Source organism: Tabrizicola fusiformis, from assembly GCF_013328815.1.
Taxonomy (GTDB): Bacteria; Pseudomonadota; Alphaproteobacteria; order Rhodobacterales; family Rhodobacteraceae; genus Fuscibacter.
Genome location: NZ_JABUHN010000002.1, coordinates 405,153 through 418,218, shown reverse-complemented (window position 1 = coordinate 418,218; position 13,066 = coordinate 405,153). Strand labels below are relative to the sequence as shown.

Genomic DNA, 13,066 nt, shown 5'->3' with positions numbered 1-13,066 from the left:
CGTCAGCCCCCGAAGCCGACGGGCAGTTCGATGATCCGGCCCAGAACCATCACCGCCACCATCGCCCCGCAAAGCGCGTCGAACCGATCCATCACCCCGCCGTGGCCGGGGATCAGATGCGAGCTGTCCTTGACCCCGGTGCGCCGCTTGATCCAGCTTTCGGCGATGTCGCCCATCTGCCCGGCAAAGGCCACGAAGGGCGACAGCAGGATCAGCAGCGGCTCCCCCTGACCGGCCAGCACAAAGCCCACCCCGACCGCCGTGGCGCCGAGCCAGCCGGCAATGGTGCCCGACCATGTCTTCTTCGGGCTGATCGCCGGCCAGAATTTCGGCCCGCCCAGGATGCGGCCCGCGAAATAGCCCATCACGTCCGAAGCAATCACCACCCCGATCAGCCAGAGGATCGCCGCCGTCCCCGCCTCGTCGCGCAGCACGAAAAGCCCGTGCCCGGCCACCATGATCGCCCCGGCCATCAGCGCCGAAGCAAGGGGATGCAGCCGTGGCGTCAGCCCGATGGCCAGCATCACCGGCGGAATGACCCACCAGGACGGCACCGAGGGCCAGCCCTCATCAGCAAAGAAGGCCAGCGCCGCCAACCCCGCAAGGATCAGCGCCATGCGCCGCCCAGTGGTCCCGCCGGTCATCGCTGCCAGTTCCCAGATCATCACCGAAACCAGCGCCACCGCCAGCGCAAGGAAGGGCCAGCCGCCCAGCCAGATCTCGACCACACCCATCGCCAGCATCACCGCCGCCGACATCAACCGCGGCCGCAGGTCGGCCCATCTGCCTGCCGGCGCGCTCATGCCAAGACCACCCCGCCAAAGCGGCGCTCGCGGTTGCCGAAGCGGGTCAGGATTTCAGCCAGTTCACCGGCCGAAAAATCGGGCCAGAGCGTGGGGGTGAATTCATATTCGGCATAAGCCGCCTGCCAGGGCAGGAAGTTCGAGGTCCGCGTTTCGCCGCTGGTGCGAATCACAAGATCGGGGTCGGGCAACCCGCCGGTGTCGAGCCGGGCGGCGAATTCGGCATCCGTCACCGCCTCGGGCGCCAGCCGCCCCGCCGCCACATCCAGCGCCAGCGCCCGCGCCGCGCGGGTGATCTCGTCGCGGCCGCCATAGTTGATGGCGATGGTGAAATTCAGCGTGCTGAAGGGGGCGGTGCGCGCCTCGATCCCGGCCATCAGGCGCTGCAACTTGGCGTCCAGACGCGAGCGGTCGCCGATGAAGCGCAGCCGCACGCCGCCCACGGCGAGCTTGTCGGCCTCCCGCTCGATATAGCGGGCGAAAATCGACATCAGACCAAGGACTTCCTCGGTCGAGCGTTTCCAGTTCTCGGTTGAAAAGGCATAGACCGTCAGCCAACGCACCCCAAGGGCGGGACAGGCTTGCACGATTTCGCGCACCCGTTCGGCCCCGCGGCGATGGCCGACCAGACGCGGCCAGCCCCGGTTGGTCGCCCAGCGGCCATTGCCATCCATGATGATGGCGACATGCTCCGCAACGCGGGCGCCCTTCTGGCCGGATGTCTCGCCTGAACCCAACTTGGCATCCTCGCTGCGCCCGGGGCCGCCCGGGCAGAAAAATTTCCGCCGAAAATTTTTGGCGCCCCCCGGGAGGCCCCGGAGGGGGCGCCGGTCGTCAGACCTGCATGATCTCGGCTTGCTTGACTTCAAGCGCCTTGTCCACGGCGGCAATCGCCTTGTCGGTCAATTCCTGCACCTCGTCCTGCCACATCTTCTGGTCGTCTTCCGACATGCCGGCGGATTTGGCCTTCTTGATCTGGTCCATCCCGTCGCGGCGCACGTTGCGGATGGCGACCTTGGCGCTTTCGGCATAGCCGGCGGCGACCTTGACCAGTTGCTTGCGGCGCTCTTCGTTCAATTCGGGGATCGGCAGGCGGATCAGCGGGCCGTCGGTGACCGGGTTGATGCCGATGCCGCTTTCGCGGATGGCCTTTTCCACCTTGGAGATCATGCCCTTGTCCCAGACGTTGATCACCACCATGCGCGGCTCGGGCACGTTGACCGTGCCAAGCTGGTTGATCGGCGTCATCTGGCCATAGGCATCGACCATGATCGGCTCGACGATCGAGGCCGAGGCGCGGCCGGTGCGCAGCGAGGCGAATTCGGTCTTGAGCGCATTCATCGCGCCATCCATGCGGCGCTGGATGGCATCGGTGTCGATTTCGAGATCGTCGTTCGACATGGGATCTTCCTTGCAGTTGCGGCCCGGGGCCTGCGTTTGCCGTTCTATAGGCGAAAGGGACTGACAGGGCTAGCCCGTAGGCCGGGGTTCACCCCGGCTTCGGTTGCAGAGTCGGGGTGAACCCCGACCTACCCTTCGACCCGGGTATAGGTGCCCTGCCCGGCGAGGATGCCACGGAAGCCGCCCGGCTCGTCCAGCGAGAAGACGATGATCGGCAGGTGGTTGTCGCGGGCCAGCGCGATGGCGCTGGCATCCATCACGCCCAGATGCTTTTGCAGCACCTCGTCATAGGTGACATGGGTGTAGCGTTTGGCATCGGGGTGTTTCTTGGGGTCCTTGTCATAGACCCCGTCCACCTTGGTGCCCTTGAAGATCGCCTGGCAGGACATCTCGTTGGCGCGCAGGGTCGCTGCGGTATCGGTGGTGAAATAGGGGTTGCCGGTGCCGGCGGCGAAGATGCAGACCCGCTTCTTTTCAAGGTGGCGGACGGCGCGGCGGCGGATATAGGGTTCGCAGACCTGATCCATCGGGATGGCGCTGATGACCCGGGTGAAGACGCCGATCTGTTCCAGCGCCGATTGCATGGCGAGCGCGTTCATCACCGTCGCCAGCATCCCCATGTAATCGGCGGTCGTCCGCTCCATCCCCTGTGCCGAACCGGCAAGGCCGCGGAAGATGTTGCCGCCGCCGATCACCATGCAGATCTCGACGCCCAGGTCGCGCACCGATTTCACCTCTTCGGCGATGCGCTGCACGGTCGGCGGGTGCAGGCCGTAACCCTGATCGCCCATCAGCGCCTCACCCGAGATCTTCAGCATCACGCGGCTGTATTTGACCCCCGGCCCGGTGGTGGTTATCGACATGGGAACCCCCGCATTTCGGTTTGGAATTTGACTGCGCCGCAAAATGTCGCAAAACGGCGGCGGGATCAACCAGTGTAAAGCGCGGAGCGGGGGCCAGCCCCCGCACCCCCGGGATATTTGAGCCAAGATGAAGTTCAGCGCCATTTTGCCGACCATTTCGCGCGAAGCGCCGGTGTTGATCGCGGGGCCGACGGCCAGCGGCAAATCGGCGCTGGCGATGGAGCTTGCGGCGCGCGACGGGCGACTGATCGTCAATGCCGATGCCTTGCAGGTCTATGGCAACTGGCGGGTGCTGACGGCGCGGCCCTCGGCAGCGGAAGAGGCGGCGCTGCCGCATGCGCTTTATGGTCATGTGGCGCGGGACGGGGACTATTCCGTGGGGGCCTGGCTGCGCGAGGTGGCGGGGCTGCTGGACCGGCCTCTGGTGATCGTCGGCGGCACCGGGCTTTACTTCACGGCGTTGACCGGGGGGTTGGCCGAGGTGCCGGCGGTGCCTGCGGCGGTGCGGGCCGAGGCGGATGCGCTGTTCCGCGACGGCGGGGTCGCGGCGCTGCTGGCGGGGGTGGATGCAGCCACGGCGGCGCGGATCGACCGGCAGAACGGCGCCCGGGTGCAGCGCGCCTGGGAGGTGCTGCGCGCCACGGGGCGCGGGCTTGCCGACTGGCAGGCCGACACACCGCCGCCGCTCTTGCCGCTTGCACAGGTCGAACCTGTGGTGCTGCGCCCGCAGGTTGCATGGCTGGATGCCCGAATCGCCCTGCGCTTTGACCAGATGCTGACCCAGGGGGCGCTGGAGGAAGTGCGGGCCGAATTGCCGCACTGGCAACCCGCACTGCCCTCGGCCAAGGCGATCGGGGCACCGGAGCTGATTGCCCATCTGCACGGCGAAACAACACTTTACGAGGCAAAGCTCGCAGCGGTTCTGGCCAGTCGGCGCTATGCCAAGCGGCAGCGGACGTGGTTCCGGTCGCGTATGGCAGAGTGGCGGGGCGTCGAGCTGCCCTAGCTGTCCACAGGTTTGTCCACAGCTTTCCGCGGGCCGGGCCCACTCTGCCCCCCGGGGGCCGTTTTTTCGCTTGGGTTGCACGGCATTGGTTGATTAAGTGAAAGCAGAGCAGAAACAGGCAGGCGGCAATGACCTCCCTCAACGAACCGACGCAAATGCGACTACTGGCGATTCCACGGCTGGCGGCGGGGGGCCGCTGGCGGGTGGAGGCGATGCGGACCCTTTCCGAACCCTGTTTCCTGTGGTTCACCAAGGGTCAGGGACGGATCACCGTGGCCGGACAGACCCGCGGCTATACCGCCCATAATGCCATCTTCATTCCCGCCGGTGTGATGCACGGCTTCGAGGTGGGGCCGCAGGTGTTCGGCACCGCGATCTTCTTTGGCAAGGGCAGCAGCGTGACCCTGCCCGCCAGCCCGCTGCATCTGCGCATCCGCGAGGTTCATGCCCAGCAAGAGCTGAACGGCACGCTGGACATGATCCAGCGCGAGATGGATGCCGGCACCCCGGCGCATGACCGCGCCACGCAGGCCTATCTTGGCCTGCTCGGGGTCTGGCTTGAGCGGCAGGCGGTCAAGGCGGCAGGCGATCAGGTCAAGCCCGATGCGGCGCGGCGGCTGGTGGCGCGGTTCACCACCCTGATGGAGACCGAATTCCGCAAGGGCGCGGGCGTGGGCGAGATGGCGGCGGCGCTGGGCGTGACGCCGACCCATCTGACGCGCTGCTGCCGGGCGGCCTGCGGGCGGTCGGCCATCGACCTGTTGCAGGACCGGCGCATTTTCGAGGCGCGGCGGCTTCTGGCAGAGACAAGCCTGCCGGTCGGGCGGGTCGGTGAAAGCCTGGGCTTTGCCTCGGCGGCCTATTTCACCCGGGCGTTTCAGCATCTGACCGGCCTGACCCCCAGCGCCTTTCGCCGCGCGCAAGAGCCGGCTGCGGCGATTCGTCCGTCTTAGCGGAGACGCCTTCTTTTTGGGCGGAAATCCCCGACCTGTCGGTGCCCCTTGGTACACCGTGATTTCCAAACGTGACATCTGTGTCGAGAAGAAGAAATCCGTCGCCGCAATGTCGTAAACGGACCATCAAGCAGCGAATCCGGGCGTTGACGCAAGGGCGGAAAAGGTGCCGAATACCGGCGTGGGGATCGGCAGTTCGGTCGCCCTCGCAGAGCCGTTTCTTATGGGGAGAGCGGATGCTGCGGGGGAAAGACGCCGATACAGCCCCGGGTAAACTGCCAACAACAAGGCCAAGCCTGACAGGGAGACTACGAATGACCCGTATCAACGAAGATCGTGCGCTGCACCCGGCAGCCCACATGCTTGCCGAGGAAGTGCGCGCCGGCAAACTGAGCCGCCGCGAATTCCTCGTGCGTTCGACCGCGCTGGGCGTTTCGGCTGCGGCGGCCTATGGCCTTCTGGGCCTTGAGGCTCCGGCCCGTGCCCAGGAAGCCAAGGTTGGCGGCATCGTGCGCTGCGCCATGGAAGTGAAGGCGCAGAAAGACCCGCGCACCGCCGACTGGCCGCAGATTGCCAATATCTACCGCGGCTGGCTGGAATATCTGATCCAGTACAACGCCGACGGCACCTTCGAAGGCCGCCTGCTGGAAAGCTGGGAGGCGAATGCCGACGCGACCGAATACACCCTCAAGGTGCGTCAGGGCGTGAAATGGAACAACGGCGACGCCTTTACCGCCGATGATGTGGTGCGGATGTTCGCCCGCTGGACCGATGGTTCGGTCGAAGGCAATGCCATGGCCTCGCGCTTCCCGGGTCTGGTGGATGAGGCGACCAAGTCGCTGCGCGAAGGCGCCGTCACCAAGGTGGATGAGGCTACCGTCAAGCTGTCGATGACCGCTTCGGACATCGCGGTGGTGCCGAACCTTGCCGACTATCCGGCCGCCGTGGTGCATTCGTCCTATGTCGATGGCGCCGATCCTTCGGCCAACCCGATCGGCACCGGCCCCTATGTGCCGACCGAAGTGATCGTCGGCCAGCGCGTGATCCTTGCGCGGGCGCCGAACCATACCTGGTGGGGCGGCACCGCGCCGCTGGACGAAATCCACTACATCGACTTCGGCACCGACCCTTCGGCCATGCTGTCGCTGGCGGCGGAAGACGGCATCGACGCCAATTATGAAACCACCGGCGACTATATCGAGCAGCTCGACGCCCTTGGCTGGAAGAAGCTTGAGGCGGTCACCGCTTCGACCATCGTGGTGCGGATGAACTCGGCCAACGGCGACCTTTACAAGGAAAAGTCGGTCCGTCAGGCGATCCAGAAGGCGGTCGATCCCAAGGTCGTGCTGGAACTCGGCTACAATGGTCTGGGCACCACCGCCGAAAACCACCACGCCTGCCCGGTTCACCCGGAATATGCCTCGATCCCGGCGCAGGTCATCGACCCGGCCGGGCTGAAGCCCGCGCTTGAGGCCGCCGGTCTGGCTGCCGCCGAGTTCGAGATCATCTCGCTGGATGACGGCTTCGAAGCGGCCACCACCGACGCCGTTGCCGCCCAGTTGCGCGACGCCGGGGCGACGGTGAAGCGCACGGTGATGCCGGGTTCGACCTTCTGGAACGACTGGCAGAAGTATCCCTTCTCCTCGACGACCTGGAACCACCGCCCGCTGGCGGTGCAGAACATGTCGCTGGCCTATACCTCCACCGGGTCGTGGAACGAGACCGGCATGGCCAATGCCGATTTCGACGCCGCCATGACCAAGGCGCTGGCGCTCGACAATGCCGACGCCCGCCGTGAAGTGATGGTCACGCTGGAAACGATCCTGCAGGACGAAGGCTATATCATCCAGCCCTACTGGCGCTCGCTGTTCCGCCACGCCAAGGAAGGCGTGAACCTGGAGATGCACCCGTCGTTCGAGCATCACCATTACAAGTGGTCGGTCGCCTGACCTGACCCGCGGGGCGCCCCAAGCGGGCGCCCCCCTTTCGCTGTTCCCTTTCGGACCGGCCAGCCAATCTGACTTTCCATATCTGGCGAAAGCGAGCCTGCCATGTCCCTTTTCGTCCTGCGTCGGCTCGGGCTGATGCTGCTGATGGCCCTTGTTCTGACCTTTGCGGTGTTCTGCCTGACGAACCTGCAACCCAACCTTGAAAAGCTGGCCCGCAGCGAAGGCTCGGTCCGCATGACCGATGAATCGATCGCCAACTGGATCGTGCAGAACGGTCATGGCGGCTCGATGGTGACGCGCTATGGCCAATGGCTGGGCGTGGTGCCCGGCTGGACCTATACCGACGACAAGGGTGTGACCCGCGGCCGCTGCATCAGTGCCGAAGTGCCCGCCGAGGCCGCCCCGCGCTATTGCGGCATCCTGCAGGGCAATTGGGGCTTTTCCACCTTTGCCAAATCGCCGGTGACCACGGTTCTTGCCCGCTCGCTGGGCCATACCGGCTGGCTGATGCTGGCGGTGATGCTGGTGATGGTGCCGACCTCGCTGCTGCTCGGCGTGCTGTCAGGGATGCGCGAAGGCTCACGCACCGACCGGGTGCTGTCGGCCTTTGCCATCGCCACCACGGCCACGCCGGAATATGTCTCGGGCGTGATTTTCGTGGCACTTTTCGGCTCGGCCACGGCGGGGCTGTCGCCGCTTTTGAACCAATGGGGCTGGATCGAGGGCAAGACCCTGTTCCTTGGCACCGCCACAAGTGCCATGGATGACATCACCTTCTGGAACTTCTCGCTGCCGGTGATGACGATTGCCCTTTACGGCATCGGCTATATCGCCCGCATGACCCGTGCGAGCATGACCGAGGTGATGACCCAGCAATATATCCGCACCGCAAGGCTCAAGGGCGTCAGCTTCCGCAACGTGGTGATGAAACACGCGCTGCGCAACGCGCTGATCGCGCCCTTCACGGTGATCATGCTGCAATTCCCCTGGCTGCTGAACGGCGTGGTCATTGTCGAAACCCTGTTCAACTACAAGGGCTTCGGCTGGACGCTGGTGCAGGCCGCCGGAAACAACGACATCAACATGCTCTTGGCCTGTTCGGTCGTGGCGGTCTTCGTCGTTCTCGTGACACAGCTGATTTCCGACATCGGTTATGTCTTCCTCAATCCCCGCATCCGTCTGAGCTGAGGTCAGAACCATGGAAGAACTCTCTTGGGGCTCCATCTTTCTGCGCGTGATCGGCCAGTTCTGGCCGGTCTGGATCGCACTTGTCGCCCTGTTTCTGGTCTCCTTCCGCTTCAAGCGGCGGCTGGGCCTTTACGGCAAACTGTTTGACAGCCCCGTGGGCATGATGGGCTTTGCGCTGGTTATGTTCTGGGTCTTCACCGCGCTTTTCGCCGATATGATCATCACCCATGACCCTCTGGCGCAACTCTCGGGGCTGAAGAACGCCGTCCCCGGCTCACCCCTGAAACAGCCGGTCGAGGGGGCATACCCGTGGTATCTCTTCGGGGGTGACCATCTCGCCCGCGACGTGTTCAGCCGCATGGTGATGGGTGCCCGCCGGGTGTTGCAGATCGCCCCCGCCGCCACGCTGTTCGCCTTCATGGTCGGCATCTCGCTGGGCCTGCCGGCGGGTTATTTCGGCGGCAAGCTCGACACCGTGCTGTCCTTCATTGCCAACCTCGTGCTGGCCTTCCCGGTGATCCTGCTGTTCTACCTGCTGGTCACCCCGGAAATCGTGCAGACCGGCATCCCGATCTGGTTCGCCGCCGTGCTGTTCCTGTTCCCGATCCTGTTCCTGACGGTGCTGTTCAACAGCCGCTTCTTCACCAACCCGCGGCAGCGCAACCTCTATGTCGGGGCCACGCTGGTGATCGGGCTCTGGGCCTATTCGGGGCTGGCCTTCAACCTTGATCCCACCGGGGTCTGGTCGATGGACCCGAACCTGCTGAACGTCTTCGTCTCGGTGGTCTTCGTGAACTCGCCCGGGGTGTTCCGCATCGTGCGCGGCATGGTGATGGACATCAAGGCGCGCGACTATGTGGCGGCGGGCCAGACCCGCGGCGAAGGACCTTGGTATATCATGCTGTGGGAAATCCTGCCCAATGCCCGGGGGCCGCTGATCGTCGATTTCTGCCTGCGGATCGGATACACCACCATCCTGCTCGGCACGCTGGGCTTCTTCGGCCTCGGCGTTTCGCCCGAAAGCCCGGACTGGGGTTCGACCATCGACGATGGCCGCCGCCTTCTGAACATCTTCCCCCACCCTGCCCTCGTGCCCGCTCTGGCGCTGATGAGCCTTGTTCTCGGCCTGAACCTCTTGGCCGACGGCTTGCGCGAAGAAAGCCTGAGGGACTGATGCGCCGCCCTGCCCCCATCCTCTCTCTCTAAATATCCCGGGGGTCCGGGGGCTGGCCCCCGGTCCCGCAATTTCACCCCGCGCGAGGCCCGAAATGTCCGACTGGGATCCCAGCAAACCGATCCTCGAAATCGAGAATCTCTCGATCTCCTTCTTCACCCGCCTTCGTGAAATCCCCGCCGTGATGGATTTCTCCTGCAGCGTCATGGCCGGCGAGGCGATGGGCCTTGTCGGCGAGTCGGGCTGCGGCAAATCCACCGTGGCGCTGGCCGTCATGCGCGACCTTGGCAAGAACGGCCGCATCACCGGTGGGCGCATTCTGTTCAAGGGCCGTGACCTGACGACGATGGATGATGAGGAACTGCGCCAGATCCGCGGCTCCGAAATCGCCATGATCTATCAGGAACCGATGGCCTCGCTGAACCCGGCCATGAAGATCGGTGCGCAACTGGCCGAAGTGCCGATGATCCATCAGGGCATGTCGAAAGCCGATGCCTGGGCGCTCGCCCGGCAGATCGTCGCCGATGTCCGCTTGCCCGACCCCGACCGCATCATCAACGCCTATCCGCACCAGCTTTCGGGCGGCCAGCAGCAGCGCATCGTCATCGCCATGGCGCTGATGTCGAAACCCGCCCTTCTGATCCTTGATGAACCCACCACCGCGCTGGATGTGACGGTCGAGGCGGGCATCGTCGATCTGGTCAAGGCGCTGGGCGAAAAATACGGCACCTCGATGCTGTTCATCTCGCACAACCTCGGCCTGATCATGGATGTCTGCGACCGGCTCTGCGTGATGTATTCCGGCGAGGCGGTGGAGACCGGCAATGTGCATCAGGTCTTTGACGAAATGCGCCACCCCTATACGCAGGCGCTGTTCCGCTCCATCCCGCTGCCCGGCGCCGACAAGAATGCACGGCCGCTGATCTCGATCCCCGGCAACTTTCCCCTGCCGCATGAACGGCCCAAGGGCTGCAACTTTGGCCCGCGCTGCGACTATTTCACCGAAGGCCGCTGCAATGCCGCCGAGGTGGAGATGCGCGAAATCCCCGGCGGCGACCGCCATGCCAGCCGCTGTGTGAAATGGGAAGAAATCGACTGGACCGCCCCGCCCGCCGCCCGGATCGCCAAGGAAAAGACCCCGGTGGGCAAGGTCGTCCTCAAGATGGAAGACCTCAAGAAATACTATTCCGTCTCGGGCGGTGCCTTTGGCGGCGGCGCCAAGAAGGTGGTCAAGGCCAACGAGACCCTGAGCTTCGAGGCGCGCGAGGGCGAGACGCTGGCCATCGTCGGCGAATCCGGCTGCGGCAAATCCACCTTTGCCAAGGTGCTGATGGGGCTGGAAACCGCCACCTCCGGCTCGATCCTGCTGTTTGATGAAAATGTGCAGTCCACCCCGATCCAGCAGCGCAACACCGACACGGTGTCTTCGGTGCAGATGGTGTTCCAGAACCCCTTCGACACGCTGAACCCGTCAATGTCGGTGGGCCGTCAGATCATCCGGGCGCTGGAGATCTTCCGCTTCGGCGCCTCCGATCAGGAGCGGCAGGACCGGATGCTGGAACTGCTCGATCTGGTGAAGCTGCCCCGCGCCTTTGCCGACCGGATGCCGCGCCAGTTATCAGGCGGGCAGAAACAGCGCGTCGGCATCGCCCGCGCCTTTGCCGGTGGGGCCAAGGTGGTGGTGGCGGATGAACCCGTCTCGGCGCTGGACGTGTCGGTGCAGGCGGCGGTGACCGACCTTCTGATGGATATTCAGCGCGAGAACCGCACAACCCTGCTGTTCATCAGCCACGATCTGTCGATCGTGCGCTACCTGTCTGACCGGGTGATGGTGATGTATCTTGGCCATGTGGTCGAGATGGGCACCACCGATCAGGTCTTCAGCCCGCCCTATCACCCCTATACCGAGGCGCTTCTGTCGGCGGTGCCGATTGCCGACACCCATGTCACCCGCAAGCGGATCGTGCTGGAGGGGGATATTCCTTCGGCGATGAACCCGCCGCCCGGCTGTCCGTTCCAGACCCGCTGCCGTTGGAAATCGCAGGTTCCGGGCGGGCTCTGCGAGCGGGAAATGCCGCCGGTCCAGATGCTGGAGGGGGGCCATCAGATCAAGTGCCACCTCTCGTCCGAAGTGCTGGCCACGATGGAGCCTGTCATCAAGATCGCCGCAGAATAGCAATGCGTCGCGGCATCTGGATTGCGGCGGGGCTGGCCCTTGCGGCGGGCGGCCTATGGTTTGCCTTGCCCCCGTCCGAAGCCAGCTTTCGCCTGCCCGTCGCGGGCAAGGGTGATGTCAGCTATGCGTGCAGCCTGACCTCGACCCGCGATGAGGCCGAGGGTCGCGCCAAGGCGGCCCATGCCGCCTTTCTCGCCGGTCTTCAGCCGCTGGCCGAAGCGGCTGCGGCACAGGTGCAGGCGGCCATGGACAAAGCCAACAGCACGGGCGACCTTTCGGGCCTGACCGATTACAAGGCGGATTACCTGACTGCCGTCAAAGCCCTGCGCGCCGATATCGAGACGCGTTTTGGTTGCCGGGTGAACACGGAATTGCAAGCCCCGTCTGGCTGAGGGCGCGGCACAAAATTCTTCGAAGAATTTTGCAAATTCGTTGGAACGAATTTGGCGCCCCCGGCCCGGAGCCTTCAAAGGCTCCGGGCCGATTTCTTCAAAGAAATCGGGCGCTCGTCAATGCGCCGCGGATTTCCCCGTCACCCGCGCCAGCAGCGGCCCGATCACCCGGGTTGCCACCGGGATCAGCAGCATTCCCATCGCGAGGCCAAACAGCCCGTCCATCCCGGCCTTGGCCAGCCATTCGACGATGCCGGTCAGCCCCTCGGGCACGGCATGGCCAATCGCTGCGGCCCAGTCGTGGATGTGATGGCCCAGCCAGCCAAAGCCATTTTCTTCCAGCCCGTGGATCACAATGGACCCGCCAACCCAGAGCATGGCCGCCGTCCCCACCGTGGAGAGAAACGCCATCACCTTCGGCATGGCCAGAACCAGCCCCCGCCCCAGCGCCCGCGTGGCCGCGAGCCGGGCCTTGGCCGCCAGATGCAACCCGATATCGTCCATCTTCACGATCAGCGCGACAGACCCGTAAACCCCCACCGTGATCACGATGCCGACAATGGCCAGCGTCACCGCCTCCATCCAGAAATTGCTTTCTGGAATGGCGGCAAGGGCGATGGTCATGATCTCGGCCGACAGGATGAAATCGGTCTTGATGGCACCGGCCACCTTTTCCTCTTCCAGATGGCCCGGCTCCTTGGTGTCGAAATCTTCCTCCACCTCGGCATCGCCATGGGGAAAGAGGATGTGGAACACCTTCTCGGCGCCCTCAAAGCACAGATAGCCCCCCCCAAGCGCCAGCAGCGGCGTGATGGCCCAGGGCGCGAAATTCGACAAGAGCAACGCGGCGGGCAGCAGCAGCACCAGCTTGTTCTTCAGCGATCCCAGCGCGATCTTGCGAATGATCGGCAGTTCGCGCTTTGCCTCAAACCCATGCACATACTTCGGCGTCACCGCCGCATCGTCGATCACCACCCCGGCGGCCTTGGCCCCCGCTTTGGCCGCCGCCCCGGCGATATCATCCACCGAGGCCGCCGCCACCTTGGCAATCGCCGCCACATCATCCAGCAGGGCCAGAAGTCCGCTCATCATCCACCTCGCAAAACCTGCGCCCAAGATAGGGGCAAGCCTGCGGCAAGGCCAAGCGCGATGTTAGCGCAA

The 13,066-nt window shown here is 64.7% G+C and carries 12 protein-coding genes; 7 read left to right on the top strand and 5 right to left on the bottom strand.

What is annotated here, in order from left to right; all coding sequences use genetic code 11:
- Positions 1–2: 2 nt before the first annotated feature.
- The 4 genes from HS053_RS04575 to pyrH form a co-directional block, all read right to left on the bottom strand.
- Positions 3–803 (bottom strand): phosphatidate cytidylyltransferase, encoded by an 801-nt coding sequence (locus tag HS053_RS04575; protein ID WP_174210019.1) that lies wholly within the window; start codon positions 801–803, stop codon positions 3–5.
- Entirely contained in the window at positions 800–1,540 is a 741-nt protein-coding gene (uppS, locus tag HS053_RS04570; protein WP_277817037.1) for a polyprenyl diphosphate synthase, read from the bottom strand. The genes HS053_RS04575 and uppS overlap by 4 nt, the downstream gene beginning before the upstream one ends.
- 97 nt (positions 1,541–1,637) lie before the next feature.
- Positions 1,638–2,204: a ribosome recycling factor gene (gene frr / locus HS053_RS04565; protein ID WP_174210018.1), complete on the bottom strand. Its 567-nt coding sequence runs from the start codon at positions 2,202–2,204 to the stop codon at positions 1,638–1,640.
- Positions 2,205–2,332: 128 nt separating this feature from the next.
- Complete coding sequence (gene pyrH, locus HS053_RS04560; protein WP_174210017.1) at positions 2,333–3,067, bottom strand: UMP kinase; 735 nt, start codon at positions 3,065–3,067, stop codon at positions 2,333–2,335.
- A 127-nt stretch (positions 3,068–3,194) separates the two neighbouring features.
- On the opposite strand from pyrH, the gene miaA reads away from it, so the two are divergent.
- The 7 genes from miaA (at position 3,195) to HS053_RS04525 (ending at position 11,905) form a co-directional block, all read left to right on the top strand.
- Positions 3,195–4,073, top strand: a complete 879-nt coding sequence (gene miaA, locus HS053_RS04555; protein ID WP_174210016.1) for a tRNA (adenosine(37)-N6)-dimethylallyltransferase MiaA — start codon at positions 3,195–3,197, stop codon at positions 4,071–4,073.
- Positions 4,074–4,201: 128 nt separating this feature from the next.
- A complete protein-coding gene (locus tag HS053_RS04550) occupies positions 4,202–5,026 on the top strand; it encodes an AraC family transcriptional regulator (protein WP_174210015.1) in 825 nt (274 codons plus the stop codon).
- Positions 5,027–5,340: 314 nt separating this feature from the next.
- Positions 5,341–6,975 (top strand): ABC transporter substrate-binding protein, encoded by a 1,635-nt coding sequence (locus HS053_RS04545; RefSeq protein ID WP_174210014.1) that lies wholly within the window; start codon positions 5,341–5,343, stop codon positions 6,973–6,975.
- Between the two features lie 102 nt (positions 6,976–7,077).
- Positions 7,078–8,163 carry an ABC transporter permease gene (locus tag HS053_RS04540; protein ID WP_174210013.1) on the top strand — a complete coding sequence of 362 codons (1,086 nt, stop codon included), beginning with the start codon at positions 7,078–7,080 and terminating at the stop codon, positions 8,161–8,163.
- A gap of 10 nt (positions 8,164–8,173) precedes the next feature.
- Positions 8,174–9,337, top strand: a complete 1,164-nt coding sequence (locus HS053_RS04535) for an ABC transporter permease (RefSeq protein WP_174210012.1) — start codon at positions 8,174–8,176, stop codon at positions 9,335–9,337.
- 94 nt (positions 9,338–9,431) lie between these two features.
- Positions 9,432–11,513 carry a dipeptide ABC transporter ATP-binding protein gene (locus HS053_RS04530; protein WP_174210011.1) on the top strand — a complete coding sequence of 694 codons (2,082 nt, stop codon included), beginning with the start codon at positions 9,432–9,434 and terminating at the stop codon, positions 11,511–11,513.
- A 2-nt stretch (positions 11,514–11,515) separates the two neighbouring features.
- On the top strand, positions 11,516–11,905 hold the full coding sequence (locus tag HS053_RS04525; RefSeq protein WP_174210010.1) for a hypothetical protein: 390 nt from the start codon (positions 11,516–11,518) through the stop codon (positions 11,903–11,905).
- Positions 11,906–12,022: 117 nt separating this feature from the next.
- On the opposite strand, the gene HS053_RS04520 is transcribed toward HS053_RS04525, so the two are convergent.
- Complete coding sequence (locus HS053_RS04520; RefSeq protein ID WP_174210090.1) at positions 12,023–12,994, bottom strand: DUF808 domain-containing protein; 972 nt, start codon at positions 12,992–12,994, stop codon at positions 12,023–12,025.
- Between the last annotated feature and the right edge of the window lie 72 nt (positions 12,995–13,066).

Bases quoted from the DNA above. Each gene is read 5' to 3' on its own strand.
- HS053_RS04575 (WP_174210019.1), bottom strand. From the start codon at position 803: ATGAGCGCGCCGGCAGGCAGATGGGCCGACCTGCGGCCGCGGTTGATG.
- frr (WP_174210018.1), bottom strand. From the start codon at position 2,204: ATGTCGAACGACGATCTCGAAATCGACACCGATGCCATCCAGCGCCGC.
- pyrH (WP_174210017.1), bottom strand. From the start codon at position 3,067: ATGTCGATAACCACCACCGGGCCGGGGGTCAAATACAGCCGCGTGATG.
- miaA (WP_174210016.1), top strand. From the start codon at position 3,195: ATGAAGTTCAGCGCCATTTTGCCGACCATTTCGCGCGAAGCGCCGGTG.
- HS053_RS04550 (WP_174210015.1), top strand. From the start codon at position 4,202: ATGACCTCCCTCAACGAACCGACGCAAATGCGACTACTGGCGATTCCA.
- HS053_RS04545 (WP_174210014.1), top strand. From the start codon at position 5,341: ATGACCCGTATCAACGAAGATCGTGCGCTGCACCCGGCAGCCCACATG.
- HS053_RS04540 (WP_174210013.1), top strand. From the start codon at position 7,078: ATGTCCCTTTTCGTCCTGCGTCGGCTCGGGCTGATGCTGCTGATGGCC.
- HS053_RS04535 (WP_174210012.1), top strand. From the start codon at position 8,174: ATGGAAGAACTCTCTTGGGGCTCCATCTTTCTGCGCGTGATCGGCCAG.
- HS053_RS04530 (WP_174210011.1), top strand. From the start codon at position 9,432: ATGTCCGACTGGGATCCCAGCAAACCGATCCTCGAAATCGAGAATCTC.
- HS053_RS04525 (WP_174210010.1), top strand. From the start codon at position 11,516: ATGCGTCGCGGCATCTGGATTGCGGCGGGGCTGGCCCTTGCGGCGGGC.
- HS053_RS04520 (WP_174210090.1), bottom strand. From the start codon at position 12,994: ATGAGCGGACTTCTGGCCCTGCTGGATGATGTGGCGGCGATTGCCAAG.